Genomic DNA, 17,481 nt, shown 5'->3' with positions numbered 1-17,481 from the left:
ACCCCCAACAGGATCGGATTGTCGACTAGGCTCTAGACACGGTTTTTTCATTGCGTGTCTAGACGCCTATTCCTGTCTGAGAGGTCCCCATGAGCCTGTTGTTAGAACCCTATACCCTTCGCCAGTTGACACTGCGCAACCGCATTGCTGTGTCCCCGATGTGTCAGTACTCAGCGGTGGATGGCCTGACTAATGACTGGCACCTCGTCCACTTGGGCAGTCGTGCAGTGGGCGGTGCGGGCCTCGTGTTTACCGAGGCCGTTGCGGTCACCAAAGATGGCCGGATCACCCCGGAGGATCTGGGCCTGTGGAATGATGAGCAGATCGAGGGCCTGCAACGTATCACCCGATTTATCAATGCTCAAGGCGTGGTCGCTGGCATACAACTGGCTCATGCCGGACGTAAAGCCAGTAGCTGGCGCCCGTGGTTGGGCAAGTCGGGCAGTATCAAGGCCGATGAGGGCGGCTGGACCCCGTGGGGGCCATCACCGATTGCCTTCGATCCCAAACACACTGCACCGGTGCAACTCAGCGAGGGGCAGATTCAGGAAGTGATTCAGGCCTTCGTCGCCGCCGCAAAGCGTGCGTTGACGGCAGGCTTCAAGGTTGTGGAAGTGCACGCCGCCCACGGTTATCTCCTGCATCAGTTTCTGTCGCCGTTGAGTAATCAGCGTCAGGATAAATACGGCGGCTCGTTCGAAAATCGTGTCCGCTTGACCCTTGAGGTGACTCAAGCTGTTCGCGCTGTCTGGCCTGAGGAGTTGCCATTGTTCGTGCGTGTCTCGGCGACTGACTGGGTGGAAGATGGCTGGAACCCTGATGAAACCGTCGAGTTGGCGCGTCGCCTGAAAGATCTCGGGGTAGACCTTATTGATGTGTCCTCCGGGGGCACTTCTGCCAATGCGGAAATCCCGGTTGGCCCCGGCTATCAGACCCGTTTTGCCGAGCGAGTGAAAAAAGAGTCCGGCATCGCGACCGGTACCGTCGGCATGATTACCGAGCCTGCTCAGGCTGAGCACATCCTGCGCACCGGCCAGGCAGATATCATCCTGCTGGCTCGCGAATTGTTGCGTGACCCTTACTGGCCCTTGCACGCTGACGATGATCTTGGCGGCCGCAAGGCAACCTGGCCCGCGCAGTACCAGCGCGCGACTCACCGTGACCAGCCGATTCATGAGTCTGATTTGCGCGATTGATCAGAGCTGAGGTGACAGGCACCCCCGCCATCGATGGGGCCTGTCATTCCGGCGGGGGCGTGTCTGAAAACACGAGCCTGTAGGAGCTGCCGAAGGCTGCGATCGCGGTCGCCGGGATGAATGCATCGCAGCCTTCGGCAGCTCCTACAGAAAATGCGTTTCAATCGCTGCTTTGCATGCTGAGTAACAAGAGCTCCTGAGCACTGCGGCGGCAGATTGTCTTTTACACCGCATCGCAAATCCCGGTCATGCACAAAAGATTCAATGCTTGAACATCACATGCCTCACGGTGGTGTAGTCCTCCAGCCCGTACATCGACATGTCTTTGCCATAGCCCGAGAGCTTCTGGCCGCCGTGAGGCATTTCGCTGACCAGCATAAAGTGGGTGTTTACCCAGGTGCAGCCGTATTGCAGGCGCGCGGCCAGGCGATGAGCGCGGCCGATGTCCTGAGTCCAGACTGACGACGCCAGGCCGTAATCCGATTCATTGGCCCAGGCCAGCACTTGCTTTTCGTCATCGAAGCGGGTCACTGACACCACCGGGCCAAACACCTCGCGTTTGACGATTTCATCATCCTGTTGTGCGTCGGCAATCACCGTAGGTTCGAAAAAGTAGCCGTTGCCCTCTATCGCTTTGCCGCCTGTCACCAGACGCATGTGCGACTGGGCCAGCGCACGTTCGACGAAGCCGACTACACGGTCTCGATGCTGGGCACTGATCAAAGGTCCCATTTCGGTTTCAGGATCATTCTGCAGGCCATGTTTGATGCTGCTCACGGCTTCACCCAGCTTCGTGACGAAAGCGTCATAGACAGCGTTTTGTGCGTAGATCCGGCATGCCGCGGTGCAGTCCTGACCCGCGTTGTAGAAGCCGAAAGTACGAATGCCTTCGACGGCTGCGTCGATGTCAGCATCGTCAAAGATGATCACCGGGGCTTTGCCGCCCAGTTCCATGTGCATGCGTTTTACGCTGGCCGCCGTGCTGGAGATGATGTGCGCGCCTGTGGCGATTGAGCCCGTCAGCGACACCATGCGCACTTTTGAATGACTCACCAGAGCGTTACCCACGGTAGTGCCGCGTCCGAACACCAGATTCAGCACGCCTGCCGGAAAGATCCCAGCCGCCAGCTCTACGAGACGCAACGCGGTCAGCGGCGTCATTTCCGAGGGTTTGAGCACGACGGTATTGCCTGCTGCGAGTGCCGGCGCGATTTTCCAGGCGACCATCATCAGTGGGTAATTCCAGGGCGCAATCGATGCGATCACGCCGATCGGATCACGACGGATCATGGATGTATGACCGGGTAGATACTCACCTGCCGCCGATCCGCCCATGCAGCGACTGGCGCCCGCGAAGAAGCGGAACACATCGGCAATCGCTGGAATCTCGTCATTGAGCGCGGCGCTGTAGGGCTTGCCGCAATTGTCAGATTCCAGCTTTGCCAGTTCTTCACCGTGGGCGTCGATGGCGTCTGCCAGCTTGAGCAGCAAGAGCGAGCGATCCTTCGGAGCGGTCTGCGACCAGCTTTCAAATGCAGCGTCCGCAGCACGCACCGCGCTGTCGACCTGAGCTTCGCTGGCTTCATTGATTTCCACCAGCACGCGGCCCAGTGCCGGGTTGAACACTGACTGCTGGGGACCTTCACCTTTCACCAATTGGCCGTTGATCAACAGTTTGGTTTGCATGGGGGGCATCTCCTTTTGGCTCTGGATTATTTTCCACCGCTTCCCGCCACGCTTTCACCGCCGCGCGTCAGGTAATACGCGCCAAGAATTGGCAGCATTGTGACGATCATGACCAGCATGGCCACTACGTTGGTGACGGGCACATCCCTGGGTCGACTCAGTTGGTTAAGCAACCAGATCGGTAACGTGCGCTCGTGTCCTGCGGTGAAGGTGGTGACAATGATTTCATCGAACGACAGTGCAAAAGCCAGCATGCCGCCTGCCAGCAAGGCCGAGCCGAGGTTGGGCAGAATGATGTAGCGAAAGGTTTGCCAGCCGTCTGCGCCCAGATCCATCGACGCTTCAATCAGGTTCTGGGAGGTGCGGCGTAATCGAGCGATGACATTGTTGTAGACGATCACCACGCAGAAGGTGGCATGGCCGACGATGATGGTGAACATGCCTGGCTCTATACCCAAGGTTTTGAACGCCGCCAGCAAGGCCAGGCCAGTGATGATGCCGGGCAGGGCGATGGGCAGGATCAACACCAGCGAAATGGAGTCTTTGCCAAAGAAGTCACGTCGGTAAAGGGCGAGAGAAGCGAGGGTACCCAGTACCATGGCGATCAGTGTTGCGATGAGCGCAATTTTCAAGGACAGCTTGATCGCTTCAAGCACGTCAGGGCGGGAGAACGCCACGCTGAACCACTTCAGGGTAAAGCCTTGGGGCGGGAAGCTGAAGGCGGCGTCCTGAGTGTTGAACGCGTACATGAAAATAATCAGGATCGGAAAGTGCAGAAATATCAGGCCGCTCCAGGCTGCCAGTTTCAGCCAGATGGAAGCCCGTTCTGACGGAGGCACAGTGTCAGAGCGCATCGAAAGCCCCCAGTCGTTTGACGATGGACAGGTAAACGGCGATCAGCAGAATAGGCACCAGCGTGAACGCAGCTGCCATGGGCATGTTGCCGATGGCGCCTTGCTGGGCATACACCATACTGCCGATGAAATAGCCCGGGGGGCCGATCAGTTGCGGCACGATGAAGTCACCCAGGGTCAGAGAAAAGGTGAAGATCGACCCCGCAGCTATGCCCGGTATGGCTAACGGCAGGATGACCTGCGTGAATGTCTGCCAGGGGCGAGCGCCCAGGTCGGCGGAGGCTTGCAGCAGGGTCGGCGGCAGTCGCTCCAGCGAAGCCTGGATCGGCAGAATCATGAACGGCAGCCAGATGTAGACGAATACCATGAAGCGCCCCAGATACGAAGTCGAGAGCGTGCTGCCACCGACGCCGGGTATCTCCAGAATCAACTGCAGCAACGGCTCCAGTCTCAGTTGCTGAATGAACCATTGCGCCACGCCACCCTTGGCCAGTAACAATGTCCAGGCGTAGGCCTTGACGATATAGCTGGCCCACATAGGTAACATCACGGCGATGTAAAAAAACGCTTTGGTTTTGCCCCGGGTATACCGCGCCATGTAATACGCGATGGGAAAGGCGATGATGCCGCTGGCGATGGAAACCGCGATTGCCATAGTCAGCGTACGTTTGATGACATCGAAGTTTGCCGGTTGCAGCAGCGCCGCGAAGTTGCTCAGGGTCAGGTCCGGCGTGACCGTCATGCTGAAGTCGTCGAACGTGTAAAAGCCCTGCCACAGCAGGCTGAGCAGTGAACCCAGATACACGACGCCAAACCAGATCAGCGGCGGGATCAGCAACAGCGACAGGTACAGGTTAGGTCGCCGATAAAGCACGTCGCAGAACCTGCGCATGACAGTGGCTGGCGGCTGAGGCAGGGCGCGGCTCATTTCACGAACCTGCGTTCACAGGCATGTCCTTGAGAGGGACCATTGCTTCGCGAGACCATCGCATCTGCAGCCGTCGACCTGTTTCATAGGGCGAGCCGTTATCCCTCCATTGGCTGTTGGCCTGACTGACATTGAGACTCTGCCCGTTGTCCAGCATCAGCTCGTAGCGGGTGGTGCTGCCCTGAAACTGAATGTCATGCAACAGTCCGCCGACCTCAACCTCATGGCTGGCCAAAGGGCCCTCGGCGAAACGAATATGTTCCGGGCGAATCGAGAACGGCTGGGAGCTACCACTCAATTGCGCAGCGAGATCGCCGTGCAGCACATTGGAGGTGCCGACAAACTCGGCAACAAAGCGAGTCGCCGGTTTCATGTACAGATTACGTGGCGTATCGACCTGTTCGATGCGGCCCTTGTTGAACACCGCAACCCGGTCTGACATCGAGAGTGCTTCGGTCTGGTCGTGAGTAACGAAAATAAAGGTAATCCCCAGTTGGCGCTGGAGCTTTTTCAGTTCGCCTTGCATCTGTTCGCGAAGCTTCAGATCCAGTGCGCCAAGGGGCTCATCCAGCAGCAGCACTCGAGGACGGTTGACCAGCGCCCGAGCCAGAGCGACACGCTGGCGTTGGCCACCCGACAACTGCACGGGCTTGCGCTCGCCATAGCCCTCCAGAGCGACCATGGCCAGAGCCTCATCGGCTTGGGCATAACGCTCGTGCCTGGCGACGCCTTTTACTTTCAGGCCATAGGCGACGTTGTCCCGCACATTCATATGGGGGAACAACGCATAGTCCTGAAACACTGTATTCACGTCGCGCTGATAGGGCGGCAACCCCGCGGCTTCTTCACCGTGGATGCGGATCGAACCCGTGTCAGGCTGCTCGAATCCGGCGATCAAACGCAAACATGTCGTTTTGCCTGAGCCGGAAGGCCCCAGCATGGAGAAAAATTCGCCGTCCTGAATCTCGATGCACACTTCGTCGACAGCCTTCACCTCGCCAAACTGTCGGGACACATTGCTGAACTGGACTGCGAGGGGCATGGTGGAACTCCGATGAGTGAGTGCCTTCAGAAACTTCGTCGTCGCGCAGCAAGCGGGCATCTGCATGAGCGCGCTTGCCCGCGATTCGGTCTTTCAGCCGATGAATGTATTGCCTGTGCTGATGCCATCGCGGGCAAGCTGTTGTGGCTCAAGCGCGCTCCTACAGGACCCTGTTTGCTGCGCAACAGCGCTGTGTCAGTTCAATGTTTGGGTTGTTACCGGCCACCCATAATCGCGATGTAGTCCTGGGTCCAGCGGCTGTAAGGGACGTACTTGCCGCCTTCGGATTGCGGCGTTTTCCAGAAGGCGATGTGCTCGAATTGATCGAAACCGTTGGTCACACAGCCTTGCGGTCCGAGCAGGTCACTGGCCTTGCATGCTTCGGGTACGGCAGGCAGGGAACCGAACCATGCGGCGATGTCGCCTTGGACTTTGGGTTGCAACGACCAGTCCATCCATTTGTAGGCGCAGTTAGGGTGCTTGGCGTCGGCGTGCAACATGGTGGTATCGGCCCAGCCCGTGGCGCCTTCTTTGGGGATGGTCGAATCGACCGGTTGTTTGTCTGCTTTCAAGCCATTGACCATGTAGCCCCAAGAGCTGGAGGCTGCAACACCTTCGTTTTTCACGTCACTCATTTGCACCGTCGCGTCATGCCAGTAGCGATGGATCAACGGCTGCTGTTTGCGCAGCAGGTCGAGCACCGCTGCGTATTGCACCTCGGTCAGTTGATAGGGATCAACGATGCCCAGCTCGGGCTTGGCAGACTTCAGATACAGCGCAGCGTCGGCCATATAGATTGGCCCGTCGTAAGCCTGGACCCGGCCCTTGTTGGATTTGCCATCAGGCAAGTCCTGAGCTTCGAAAACCACACTCCAGCTAACGGGTGGGACCTTGAACACTTCGGTGTTGTACATCAGTACGTTCGGCCCCCATTGGTAGGGCGTGCCGAATGTTTGTTGATCAACCACATACCAAGGACCGCCCTTGAGGCGCGGGTCGAGGTTCTTCCAGTTTGGGATAAGATCCGGATTGATGGGTTGAACCCGCTCGCCTGCGATCAGACGTAAAGAGGCGTCGCCTGAGGCCGTCACCAGATCGTAGCCACCCTTGGTCATCAGGCTGACCATTTCATCAGACGTTGCCGCCGTTTTTACATTGACCTTGCAGCCGGTTTGTTGCTCGAACCCGGTAACCCAGTCATAAGCCTTGTCACTCTCGCCGCGCTCGATATAGCCGGGCCAGGCGACTATATCCAGTTGGCCTTCACCGTCACCGACGGTCTTGAATGTTTCGGCTGCCTGCAAGCTGGCACTGGCGATCAACGCGGTGATTGCCGCGCTCAGGAGTGCGGTGGTGTGTGCTGACATCAGAATCCCTCTTATCTAATTATGATCGGGGCAGTAATCAACAGGTGTAGCGCAACAACGACGAAGCTGCGGGGCTTATTGCTTATTGCTTATTGCTTATTAGTGTTTGGCTAATGTGCAGGAGCGCCGGTCGCGTTGCAACATCCAGAAGCACACCCGACAACAGCCCCGACACACTTCGTTTTACTCTGGCCAATACCCAACCAAACGAATAAGTCTGTGGAGGCTTTCCATGAACACGCGTGGCTTACTGGACCAACTTCTTAAATCCGGCCAGGAAATGCTGCAGAACAAGGCCGGTGGTGCAGGGCATCAGCAAGGTGGCAAAAAGTCTTCTGCCGCTGGCGGTCTTGGCAGCTTGCTGGGCGGTGCAGGTGGCGGTGGTTTGAGCAGTCTGTTGTCAGGCGCGGGTGGCGGGGCATTGGCTTCAGGTGCCATGGGCTTGCTGATGGGCAGCAAGGGCGCCCGCAAAGTCGGCGGTAAAGTACTGACGTATGGCGGTCTGGCGGCGTTGGGCGTAATTGCCTATAAAGCGTATGGAAACTGGCAGGCCAAGCAGGCTTCGGCGCCACAGGGCGAGCCGCAAACGATCGATCGCCTTCCCCCGGAGCAGGTCGAGGAACACAGTCAGGCCATCCTCCGTGCGCTGGTGGCGGCGGCCAAATCGGACGGTCATGTCGACGAGCGCGAGCGTGAGTTGATCGAGGGTGAGTTCACCAAGCTGACGGGTGATCAGGAATTGCAGCATTGGCTTCATGCCGAGCTTCACAAACCTCTGGACCCCGCCGAAGTCGCCCGCGCGGCCAAGACGCCTGAGATGGCGGCCGAGATGTACATCGCCAGTGTGATGCTTGTTGATGAAGAGCATTTCATGGAGCGCGCGTATCTGGACGAACTGGCCCGTCAACTCAAGCTGGCACCGGCTTTGAAGGCGGAGCTGGAGATACAGGTGCGTCAGGCGCAGGTTTGATTTCCAAAAAGCGCCTGAGCCGCTGCGCGCATGGTTTGTCAGTCAAAAGCGTTCGTCGGTTTGTGCAGTCAAAATTGGTGGCCTCCGTCGTCTTGGCGGCGCTGCTGAACTGGGTTCCGTCCTGGCGGCCGGGTCACTTTTGTTTCGTCAAAAGTAACCAAAACCATTCGCGCTGACGTACGGCCCCTGCTTCGCAGGGGTTCCTTCGTTCCGGCACCGTGGTGTGGGCACGCGCCGACGGGCCATCCATGGCCCAACGGCGCTCGCTCGGCATCCATGCCGAGCGACCCATACCACGGCACCTCCACTCAGCCTTCCGACGCTAATTTGGTGGCGTGTTCAAAGTTGTTGCCCGGCTCTGAATAGCTGAAGCGAAAAAACAACATCACAATCTTAATCAAGAGCGTTCAGGTCGTCAGTTGACGACATTCAGGATCAGCGGCGCAAAACCTGCATCTGCATCACCCCCAATTTCCCCAGCATTCATTCGAATATTTCGGCCCTGTAAGAAAATTCTCAAAGGTTGGCGGGAATAACCCTGATTTATCTCTGAAACAACCCCCTTAGTTCGTAAGAGGCTGGGCTATACTCAGGCCGCGTTGGGCCGTTTGTCGGTCCGCTTCTTGAACCCGGCGTGAAGTCCGGTGTTGAACTCTTGAGGGATGACCGTGAAGAACTGGACCTTACGCCAACGGATTTTGGCGAGTTTCGCCGTAATTATTGCCATCATGCTCATGATGGTTGTCGTCTCTTTTTCCCGCCTGTTAGCGATCCAGTCCAGTGAAGAGGAAGTTCGTCTCGATGCATTGCCCGGCGTCTACTACAGCACCTTGCTGCGCAGTGCGTGGGGCGAAAGTTATATCCGTACTCTGGAGCTGATTGGTGAAGGGCAAGGCCGCGAGCTGACGGCACCGGAAAAGGATCAGTTCAACGACTTCGAGGCTCGTCTTCAGCAGCAGGTCGATAACTACAAACAAACTATTTTTGATGATGCCGACAAGGCCAACTTCACTGACTTCGAGCGTCAGCGTGAGACTTACACGCGGCTGCTCAACGATGTCCATACCAATTTTCAACGTGGTGATTACGCAAAAGCCAAATCAGAGTTTTACGACCAGACGCGGCCAGTGTGGTCACAGGGGCGTAAGCAACTGAACGACATCATTGTCATTAATAAGAAAGTGGCCGATCAGGCGACCGATGAAATTGTTTCCGCCGTGACTGCCGCCAAGATCAGCATGGGTCTTTCTCTGCTCATTGCGATCATTGCCGCCACTGCATGCGGGTTGCTGCTGATGCGCTCGATCATGTCGCCGATGCAGCGCATCGTCAGCATCCTTGAAACCATGCGTACCGGCGACCTGAGCAAACGGCTCAACCTCGACCGCAAGGATGAGTTCGGTGCTGTGGAAACCGGCTTCAACGACATGATGACCGAATTGACCGGCCTGGTTTCTCAGGCGCAACGTTCTTCGGTACAGGTCACGACCTCGGTTACAGAGATCGCTGCCACCTCCCGGCAGCAACAGGCGACCGCCACTGAAACCGCTGCAACCACCACTGAAATCGGTGCTACTTCGCGGGAAATCGCAGCGACTTCCCGTGATCTGGTGCGCACCATGACTGAAGTCACCAGCGCTGCCGATCAGGCTTCTATTCTCGCGGGTTCCGGCCAGCAGGGGCTGGCGCGCATGGAAGACACCATGCACCAAGTGATGGGCGCTGCCGATCTGGTCAATGCCAAGCTGGCGATCCTTAACGAGAAGGCCGGGAACATCAATCAGGTGGTCGTGACCATCGTCAAGGTTGCCGATCAGACTAACCTGCTGTCGCTGAACGCCGCGATTGAAGCTGAAAAAGCCGGTGAGTATGGCCGTGGTTTTGCCGTGGTCGCGACCGAAGTGCGTCGCCTGGCTGACCAGACAGCCGTGGCCACCTACGATATCGAGCAGATGGTCCGTGAGATTCAGTCTGCGGTATCTGCTGGCGTGATGGGCATGGACAAGTTTTCCGAAGAAGTCCGTCGCGGAATGTTCGAAGTCACTCAAGTGGGCGAGCAACTGACACAGATTATTCATCAGGTACAGGCGCTCGCACCTCGTGTGCTGATGGTCAACGAAGGCATGCAGGCTCAGGCCACCGGTGCCGAGCAGATTAACCAGGCGCTCGTCCAGTTGGGCGACGCCAGCAGCCAGACTGTGGAGTCCTTGCGTCAGGCCAGTTTTGCCATTGATGAGTTGAGTCAGGTGGCGGTCGGTTTGCGCAGCGGCGTTTCGCGTTTCAAAGTCTGAGTACTGGCCATGAGCGAGCTACCGGTCAGTCGCGGCAGTTCTTCGGTAGCCCCGAAGAACAAGCTGTTCCTGCTATTCCGTATCGGCGATGAACGTTACGCCCTTGAGGCGGTGGAAATCGCCGAAGTATTGCCTCGCCTGCCTCTCAAGGTCATCGCCCAGGCTCCACACTGGGTGGTGGGCATACTGGCCCATCGTGCGCAGATGATCCCGGTCATCGACCTGGCCGCATTGGCTTTTGGTCAGAGCGCCAAGTCACGCACCAGCACGCGACTGGTGCTGGTGCATTATCAGGTCGATGCTCAGCAACCGAAACGCTTGCTCGGGCTGATTATCGAACAAGCCACTGACATGCTGAGATGCGCGCCAGACGAGTTCAGGGATTACGGACTGGACAACCCCGATGCTGCTTATCTGGGACCGGTGCGTGAGGATGCGTTGGGGTTGGTGCAGTGGATCGGTATTCAGGACCTGCTCAGTGATCAGGTGCGTAAGCTGCTTTATCCGGCGCAGCCCTCGGAGTTTGAATTCATAGGAGAGGTGCCATGAGTCGTGAGGCACGCTTCTTCAGTTTTCTCAAAGATCGCATTGGTCTGGACGTGGCTTCCATTGGCGAAGCCATCGTTGAACGTGCCATACGCCAGCGCTATCTGGCGACCAAGGCCGCAGACAGTGATAGCTATTGGCATCTGCTGCAGTCTTCGACGGACGAACAGCAGGCGCTGATTGAAGCAGTGATCGTTCCCGAAACCTGGTTTTTTCGCTATCCGGAATCCTTTGTTTCATTAGGCAACCTGGCCAAGGCTCGCATTGCCGAACTGAGCAGCGTGCGGCCGATCCGTATCCTCAGCTTGCCGTGTTCCACCGGTGAGGAGCCTTACTCGATTGCGATGGCTCTGTTTGACGCCGGTGCTCTGCCACAGCAGTTCGCGATCGACGCGATGGACATCAGCCCGATATCGATCCAGCGTGCGCAACGCGGTGTGTACGGCAAGAACTCGTTTCGCGGCGAGGACATTTCCTTTCGTGATCGCTATTTCAATGCGACCGAAGAGGGCTTTGAGCTACAGGACCGAATCCGTGAACGAATCAGTTTTCGCGCCGGAAATCTGCTCGATCCGGCGTTAATGAACCAGACCGCCTACGACTTCGTGTTCTGTCGCAATTTGCTGATCTATTTTGATCAGGCCACGCAGAAGCATGTGTTCGAAGTGCTCAAGCGCCTGACCCGCGATGACGGCATTCTGTTTATCGGACCTGCTGAAGGCAGCTTGTTGACGCGCATGGGCATGCGCTCCACAGGCATCCCTCAGACGTTCGCTTTCAGCCATTACACAGAGCCGCAAGCCGATGTCGCAACGCCTGCTGCGCCCCTGACGCGCAGCGGATTAGTACCACCAGGCTTCACACCAAGAAGCGTGCCGCGTCCTCCACCACGGCCGGTTACAGCGTCGCTTGCGACCCCGCAGCGTTCAAGTTCGTTTGCGCCGGGAGCCAGCACTGCGGCAACCGGCAAAGACGATATTGCGACGTTGCTGGCCACCATCGCCAGTCTGGCCAATGAAGGCAAAAGCGCTGAAGCACGCGCTGCGTGTGAGCGTTTTTTGAAGAGTCACGAGCCTGTGGCGCAGGTGTTTTATTGGTTGGGGCTGCTCAGCGAGGTCGAGGGTGGCATTGCCCAGGCGCAGGGTTTCTATCGCAAGGCGCTTTATTTACAGCCGCAGCATCCGGAAGCACTGGCGCAACTTGCAGCGTTGCTGGCGGCTCAGGGTGACAGCGCTGGCGCACGTCGACTCAATGAGCGTGCAGCCCGCAGCGTGAACAAGCAAGGTAGCCCGCGATGAGCAGAATCTACAGCTATTCGAGCTTCATTCACGAAGATGCCCAAGCCATTGATGATTGCTGGAACCGCATCGGGATCCACGGCGACCGGTCTTGTCCGCTGCTGGTCGAACACATTCATTGCCGTAACTGCCCGGTCTATGCAGCGGCTGCCACGACGTTGCTGGATCGCTATGCGCTCACGCGTGATGATCGCGATTACGCGCCGGGCGCCGATCTTCAGGTCGAGACCAAGACTCGCTCCATTCTGGTTTTCCGTCTGGGCGAGGAGTGGCTCGGTTTCCCCACCCGTTGCCTGATAGAGATCGCGCCGTTGCAAATCATTCACTCGCTGCCGCATCAGCGCTCTCGGGCGCTGCTTGGTGTGGCCAACGTACGTGGCGCCCTGGTCGCCTGCCTGTCGCTGGTTGAATTGCTGGGGCTGGATTCGACGGGGACGCCTGCTCAATCGGGCCGGATCATGCCGCGTATGCTGATTGTCGCTGCAGAGGGTGGACCGGTAGTGGTGCCCGTGGACGAAGTTCACGGAATTCATGCCATCGAAGAGCACCTGCTGGATTCGGCGTCCAGCTCCGGCACCCATGCCAACGCCCGCTTCACCCGGGGCGTTTTGCAATGGAAGGATTACAGCCTGCGCTTGCTTGATGAAGAACAACTGTTGTCAGCGGTCAATCGGAGCCTTTCATGACGCCAGATGAAATGCGCGATGCCTCGCTGTTCGAACTGTTCACCCTTGAGGCCGAAGCCCAGACTCAGGTGTTGAGCGCAGGTTTGCTGGCCCTTGAGCGTGACCCGACCCAGGCTGATCACCTGGAAGCCTGCATGCGCGCCGCTCATTCGCTCAAAGGCGCGGCGCGTATTGTCGGCGTCCATTTCGGTGTCAGTGTCTCTCATGTGATGGAAGATTGTCTGGTCAGCGCTCAAGAGGGGCGTCTGTACCTTCAGCCTGAACATATCGACGCCTTGTTGCAGGGCACCGATCTGTTGATGCGCATCGCAACGCCTGGCGTGAGCAATGTCGCGCAGGCGGATATCGACGCCTATGTGGAGCGCATGAATACCCTGATGGCGCAGGGCAGCGGGGCGTTGCGCGGAACGACGTTACTGGCGCCGTCCGCTGATGATGCCTTGTTGGCAAGCGCGATGGCGCTGACTCAATCGGCGCCTTCGGGTCTTGATCCGTTGCTCGCGCTGGATCTTTCTACGCAAAACCCGCCTTCGGTTTTTACGGCCCCGTCAGTTCCAGGTCCGGATACATCTGCCGAAGAAAACCTTGCTGAACCAGCGCCTGCGCCTGCCATGCGGCGTAACCGTCGGGCATCCGAGGGCGGTGAACGGGTTCTGCGAGTAACCGCCGAACGCCTGAACAGCTTGCTGGATCTGTCGAGCAAGTCGCTGGTCGAAACGCAGCGCATCAAGCCCTACCTGGCCAATATGCAGCGCCTCAAACGGATTCAGAGCAGCAGCAGTCGTGCGCTGGATGATCTGGAAGCGACCTTTGGTGAGGCCGGTCTTGGCCCAGACGCGCAAAAGGCGTTGGACGAAGCGCGTCGTTTACTGGCCGAAGCTCAGCAAATGTTGGTTAACCAGACTGCAGAACTCGACGAATTCGGCTGGGTGGCGGGGCAGCGAGCGCAAGAGCTTTATGACACTGCACTGGCGTGCCGGATGCGACCTTTTGCCGATGTGCTTGCCGGGCAGGCGCGCATGGTGCGTGACCTCGGACGTGAGTTGGGCAAGCAGGTTCGTCTGGAAATCGAGGGCGAAAAAACCCAGGTCGACCGCGACGTTCTGGAAAAACTTGAAGCGCCGTTGACCCATTTGCTGCGTAACGCTGTGGACCACGGCATCGAATTGCCCGAACGCCGCCTTGCTGCGGGCAAGCCAGCGGAAGGCTTGATCCGTCTCAAAGCCTCGCATCAGGCCGGCCAGTTGCAGGTCGAACTGAGTGATGACGGTGGCGGCGTTGATCTTGAGCGGCTGCGCAGCAATATCATCAAGCGTCAACTGTCACCCGCTGAAACGGCTGCGCAGTTGAGTGAGGAAGAGCTGCTGACGTTTCTGTTCCTGCCCGGTTTCAGCCTGAAAGACAAAGTTACCGAGATTTCCGGACGTGGCGTCGGCCTCGATGCAGTCCATGACATGGTTCGTCAGCTGCGCGGCGTGGTTGTCGCTCAGCAGCAGGCGGATCACGGCACCCGGTTTGTGATGGAAGTACCGTTGACCCTGTCGGTGGTGCGCAGCCTGGTGGTGGAGGTCGGTGGCGAAGCGTATGCCTTCCCGTTAGCGCATATCGAACGCATGAGTGATGTGCACAGCGACGACATTGTCCAGCTGGAAGGGCGGCAGCACTTCTGGCACGAAGGACGCCACGTCGGACTGGTCGCCGCCAGCCAGCTGCTGCACCGGCCTGCCAGCCAGAACACCGAAGGCGTGCTCAAGGTCGTGGTGATACGCGAGCGTGATGCGGTGTATGGCGTTGCCGTTGAACGTTTTATCGGTGAGCGTACGCTGGTGGTTCTGCCCCTCGATCCACGGCTTGGCAAGGTGCAGGATATCTCCGCGGGTGCCTTGCTTGATGACGGTTCGGTGGTACTGATCATCGATGTCGAAGACATGCTCAGGTCGGTGGAAAAGTTGCTTAACACCGGACGCCTGGAGCGCATTGACCGGCGCAATCGTCAGATTGATGCCGTGTCGCGTAAACGCGTGCTGGTGGTCGACGACTCATTGACGGTGCGTGAGTTGCAGCGCAAGTTACTGGTCAATCGCGGCTACGAAGTGGCCGTTGCCGTGGACGGTATGGATGGCTGGAATGCATTGCGCGCAGAAGATTTCGATTTGCTCATCACGGATATCGACATGCCCCGCATGGACGGTATCGAACTGGTCACGCTTGTGCGCAGGGATACCCGCTTGCAGTCCCTGCCGGTGATGGTTGTTTCCTATAAAGATCGCGAAGAAGATCGCCGTCGCGGCCTTGATGCGGGGGCTGATTATTATCTGGCCAAGGCCAGCTTCCATGACGATGCGCTGCTCGACGCTGTTGCTGAACTGATTGGAGATGCTCAGGCATGAAGATCGCGATCGTCAATGACATGCCTATGGCTGTCGAAGCCTTGCGTCGGGCGGTGGCCCTGGAGCCAGCGCACGAAGTGGTGTGGGTTGCGGGCAACGGGGCCGAAGCCGTACGCAAATGTGCGGAGCTGACCCCGGACGTCATTCTGATGGACCTGATCATGCCGATCATGGACGGCGTCGAAGCGACCCGGCAGATCATGGCGGCAACCCCTTGCGCCATCGTCATCGTTACAGTGGATCGCCAGCAGAATATGCACCGCGTCTTCGAAGCCATGGGGCATGGCGCGCTGGATGTTGTCGATACGCCTGCCATCGGTGCTGGTAACCCCCGGGATGCTGCGGCACCGCTGCTGCGCAAGATCCTTAATATTGGCTGGTTGGTGCGCCCGGAGCAGCGCTCGGAAACGGTCGTCCCGTCACCGCAGCGTGCAGGCGGCCAGCGTCAGCAATTGGTGGCCATCGGTTCCTCAGCGGGTGGACCTGCTGCGCTGGAGCAGTTACTGAAGGGCTTGCCGGTGAATTTCCCGGCGGCCATTGTGTTGGTGCAGCACGTAGATCAGGTGTTCGCCGCGGGCATGGCTGAATGGCTCAGCACTGCATCCGGGCTGCCGGTGCGGTTGGCCCAGGAAGGTGAACCACCACGCCCGGGCACCGTGTTGCTGGCGGGTACCAATCACCATATCCGTTTACTGAAAAACGGTACGCTTGCCTACACGGCAGAGCCGGTCAATGAAATCTACCGGCCTTCAATCGATGTTTTTTTTGAAAGTGTGGCGCGTTACTGGACCGGAGATGCGGTCGGTGTTTTGCTGACGGGCATGGGCCGCGACGGGGCTCAAGGCCTCAAGCTCATGCGTCAGCAAGGTTATTTGACCATCGCGCAGGATCAGCAGTCCTGTGCGGTGTACGGCATGCCCAAAGCGGCAGCTGCCATTGATGCGGCGGTTGAGATCAGACCGCTGGAGACTATTTCGATGCGCTTGAAAGAGGTGTTTGCCCGATGAGTATTCAGGTGGGTTCACCCTCAGGTGTTGATCAGGAGTTCTTTAATGAATGACTTGCAGCTGGACTCCCTCCAGCCCGATGACGAAAACTCGGCCATGGTGCTGCTGGTTGATGACCAGGCAATGATCGGCGAAGCGGTCAGGCGCGGGCTGGCCAATGAGGAGCGCATCGACTTCCATTTCTGCGCCGATCCGCATCAGGCTATCGCTCAGGCGATTCAGATCAAGCCGACTGTCATCTTGCAGGACCTGGTCATGCCGGGTCTGGACGGCCTGACGCTGGTGCGCGAGTACCGCAATAATCCACTGACCAAAGACATACCGATCATCGTGCTTTCGACCAAAGAAGACCCGATGATCAAGAGCGCGGCGTTTTCTGCCGGGGCCAACGATTACCTGGTCAAGCTGCCGGACACTATCGAGCTGGTGGCGCGCATTCGTTATCACTCACGCTCTTACATGACCCTGTTGCAGCGTGACGAAGCTTACCGGGCCTTGCGCGTGAGTCAGCAGCAGCTGCTCGACACCAACCTGGTGCTGCAGCGCCTGATGAACTCTGATGGCTTGACCGGCCTGTCCAATCGTCGCCATTTCGACGAGTACCTGGAGCTGGAGTGGCGCCGTGCGACACGTGATCAGACGCAGCTGTCGTTGATGATGATCGACGTCGATTTCTTCAAGGCCTTCAACGATAACTTCGGCCACCTTGAAGGTGACGAAGCGTTGCGCCAGGTGGCCAAGGCCATTCGCGCCAGCTCAGCCCGGCCGTCGGACCTGCCTGCGCGCTACGGCGGCGAAGAGTTTGCGCTGGTGCTACCGAGCACGTCGCCGGGCGGCGCCCGCCTGTTGGCGGAGAAGCTGCGCATGACGGTCGCGGGCATGAACATCCCGCATATCGCACCCACACCAGGCTCGTCGTTGACCGTCAGTATTGGCGTCTCGACCATCGTTCCTCAGCCGGGCAGCAACAGCCGTCAGTTGATTCAGGAAGCGGACAAGGGTTTGTACGCGGCCAAGCATAACGGGCGTAATCAGGTTTCGGTGGCGTAATTGTGGTGACTGCCTCGCGGGCGAGCATAGGTATCTAGATAAATTCTGTATCTGTGTACATATCCGTTACCGTAGTCACGGCTTTAATTGGTTGCGCTTTTACAGCGCGTCACTTTTGAGAATCCGGAAGCCGGCCCAGACAAAAGTAACCAAAACGCTCTTGCCCCATC

At 58.2% G+C, this 17,481-nt stretch carries 14 protein-coding genes; 9 read left to right on the top strand and 5 right to left on the bottom strand.

The window, feature by feature from the left end:
- The first annotated feature begins 89 nt into the window (after positions 1 to 89).
- Positions 90 to 1,196 carry an NADH:flavin oxidoreductase/NADH oxidase gene (locus tag AUC61_RS11095; protein WP_243246083.1) on the top strand — a complete coding sequence of 369 codons (1,107 nt, stop codon included), beginning with the start codon at positions 90 to 92 and terminating at the stop codon, positions 1,194 to 1,196.
- Between the two features lie 261 nt (positions 1,197 to 1,457).
- Here the strand turns inward: AUC61_RS11095 and AUC61_RS11090 are convergent, their stop codons facing one another.
- The 5 genes from AUC61_RS11090 to ydcS all read right to left on the bottom strand — a co-directional run bounded on the left by AUC61_RS11090 (position 1,458) and on the right by ydcS (position 7,073).
- On the bottom strand, positions 1,458 to 2,882 hold the full coding sequence (locus AUC61_RS11090; protein ID WP_243246082.1) for a gamma-aminobutyraldehyde dehydrogenase: 1,425 nt from the start codon (positions 2,880 to 2,882) through the stop codon (positions 1,458 to 1,460).
- A gap of 26 nt (positions 2,883 to 2,908) precedes the next feature.
- Positions 2,909 to 3,736 (bottom strand): ABC transporter permease, encoded by an 828-nt coding sequence (locus tag AUC61_RS11085; RefSeq protein ID WP_243246081.1) that lies wholly within the window; start codon positions 3,734 to 3,736, stop codon positions 2,909 to 2,911.
- The gene (locus AUC61_RS11080; protein ID WP_243246080.1) at positions 3,726 to 4,664 is read right to left on the bottom strand and encodes an ABC transporter permease; all 939 of its coding nucleotides are present in this window, start codon (positions 4,662 to 4,664) and stop codon (positions 3,726 to 3,728) included. Before AUC61_RS11080 ends, AUC61_RS11085 begins: the two co-directional genes overlap by 11 nt.
- 1 nt (position 4,665) lies before the next feature.
- Entirely contained in the window at positions 4,666 to 5,706 is a 1,041-nt protein-coding gene (locus tag AUC61_RS11075; protein ID WP_243246079.1) for an ABC transporter ATP-binding protein, read from the bottom strand.
- 215 nt (positions 5,707 to 5,921) lie between these two features.
- Positions 5,922 to 7,073: a putative ABC transporter substrate-binding protein YdcS gene (gene ydcS / locus AUC61_RS11070; RefSeq protein ID WP_243246078.1), complete on the bottom strand. Its 1,152-nt coding sequence runs from the start codon at positions 7,071 to 7,073 to the stop codon at positions 5,922 to 5,924.
- A 232-nt stretch (positions 7,074 to 7,305) separates the two neighbouring features.
- Between ydcS and AUC61_RS11065 the strand changes: the two genes are divergently transcribed.
- The 8 genes from AUC61_RS11065 to AUC61_RS11030 all read left to right on the top strand — a co-directional run bounded on the left by AUC61_RS11065 (position 7,306) and on the right by AUC61_RS11030 (position 17,311).
- On the top strand, positions 7,306 to 8,043 hold the full coding sequence (locus AUC61_RS11065) for a tellurite resistance TerB family protein (protein ID WP_243246077.1): 738 nt from the start codon (positions 7,306 to 7,308) through the stop codon (positions 8,041 to 8,043).
- 668 nt (positions 8,044 to 8,711) lie between these two features.
- Positions 8,712 to 10,334, top strand: a complete 1,623-nt coding sequence (locus tag AUC61_RS11060) for a methyl-accepting chemotaxis protein (protein WP_243246076.1) — start codon at positions 8,712 to 8,714, stop codon at positions 10,332 to 10,334.
- Between the two features lie 9 nt (positions 10,335 to 10,343).
- Complete coding sequence (locus AUC61_RS11055) at positions 10,344 to 10,883, top strand: chemotaxis protein CheW (RefSeq protein ID WP_243246075.1); 540 nt, start codon at positions 10,344 to 10,346, stop codon at positions 10,881 to 10,883.
- The gene (locus AUC61_RS11050) at positions 10,880 to 12,178 is read left to right on the top strand and encodes a CheR family methyltransferase (protein ID WP_243246074.1); all 1,299 of its coding nucleotides are present in this window, start codon (positions 10,880 to 10,882) and stop codon (positions 12,176 to 12,178) included. The genes AUC61_RS11055 and AUC61_RS11050 overlap by 4 nt, the downstream gene beginning before the upstream one ends.
- On the top strand, positions 12,175 to 12,864 hold the full coding sequence (locus AUC61_RS11045; protein WP_243246073.1) for a chemotaxis protein CheW: 690 nt from the start codon (positions 12,175 to 12,177) through the stop codon (positions 12,862 to 12,864). The genes AUC61_RS11050 and AUC61_RS11045 overlap by 4 nt, the downstream gene beginning before the upstream one ends.
- Positions 12,861 to 15,254 carry a hybrid sensor histidine kinase/response regulator gene (locus AUC61_RS11040; RefSeq protein ID WP_243246072.1) on the top strand — a complete coding sequence of 798 codons (2,394 nt, stop codon included), beginning with the start codon at positions 12,861 to 12,863 and terminating at the stop codon, positions 15,252 to 15,254. The genes AUC61_RS11045 and AUC61_RS11040 overlap by 4 nt, the downstream gene beginning before the upstream one ends.
- Positions 15,251 to 16,261 (top strand): chemotaxis response regulator protein-glutamate methylesterase, encoded by a 1,011-nt coding sequence (cheB, locus tag AUC61_RS11035; protein WP_243246071.1) that lies wholly within the window; start codon positions 15,251 to 15,253, stop codon positions 16,259 to 16,261. Before AUC61_RS11040 ends, cheB begins: the two co-directional genes overlap by 4 nt.
- A gap of 45 nt (positions 16,262 to 16,306) precedes the next feature.
- Positions 16,307 to 17,311, top strand: a complete 1,005-nt coding sequence (locus AUC61_RS11030; RefSeq protein WP_243246070.1) for a response regulator — start codon at positions 16,307 to 16,309, stop codon at positions 17,309 to 17,311.
- Positions 17,312 to 17,481 lie beyond the last annotated feature (170 nt).

This window comes from Pseudomonas maioricensis (assembly GCF_022790535.1).
Lineage (GTDB): Bacteria > Pseudomonadota > Gammaproteobacteria > Pseudomonadales > Pseudomonadaceae > Aquipseudomonas > Aquipseudomonas maioricensis.
Note: the sequence above shows the minus strand (reverse complement) of the source record. Positions and strands in the feature narration are given on the sequence as shown.

Bases quoted from the DNA above. Each gene is read 5' to 3' on its own strand.
- AUC61_RS11095 (WP_243246083.1), top strand. From the start codon at position 90: ATGAGCCTGTTGTTAGAACCCTATACCCTTCGCCAGTTGACACTGCGC.
- AUC61_RS11090 (WP_243246082.1), bottom strand. From the start codon at position 2,882: ATGCAAACCAAACTGTTGATCAACGGCCAATTGGTGAAAGGTGAAGGT.
- AUC61_RS11085 (WP_243246081.1), bottom strand. From the start codon at position 3,736: ATGCGCTCTGACACTGTGCCTCCGTCAGAACGGGCTTCCATCTGGCTG.
- AUC61_RS11080 (WP_243246080.1), bottom strand. From the start codon at position 4,664: ATGAGCCGCGCCCTGCCTCAGCCGCCAGCCACTGTCATGCGCAGGTTC.
- AUC61_RS11075 (WP_243246079.1), bottom strand. From the start codon at position 5,706: ATGCCCCTCGCAGTCCAGTTCAGCAATGTGTCCCGACAGTTTGGCGAG.
- ydcS (WP_243246078.1), bottom strand. From the start codon at position 7,073: ATGTCAGCACACACCACCGCACTCCTGAGCGCGGCAATCACCGCGTTG.
- AUC61_RS11065 (WP_243246077.1), top strand. From the start codon at position 7,306: ATGAACACGCGTGGCTTACTGGACCAACTTCTTAAATCCGGCCAGGAA.
- AUC61_RS11055 (WP_243246075.1), top strand. From the start codon at position 10,344: ATGAGCGAGCTACCGGTCAGTCGCGGCAGTTCTTCGGTAGCCCCGAAG.
- AUC61_RS11050 (WP_243246074.1), top strand. From the start codon at position 10,880: ATGAGTCGTGAGGCACGCTTCTTCAGTTTTCTCAAAGATCGCATTGGT.
- AUC61_RS11045 (WP_243246073.1), top strand. From the start codon at position 12,175: ATGAGCAGAATCTACAGCTATTCGAGCTTCATTCACGAAGATGCCCAA.
- AUC61_RS11040 (WP_243246072.1), top strand. From the start codon at position 12,861: ATGACGCCAGATGAAATGCGCGATGCCTCGCTGTTCGAACTGTTCACC.
- cheB (WP_243246071.1), top strand. From the start codon at position 15,251: ATGAAGATCGCGATCGTCAATGACATGCCTATGGCTGTCGAAGCCTTG.
- AUC61_RS11030 (WP_243246070.1), top strand. From the start codon at position 16,307: ATGAATGACTTGCAGCTGGACTCCCTCCAGCCCGATGACGAAAACTCG.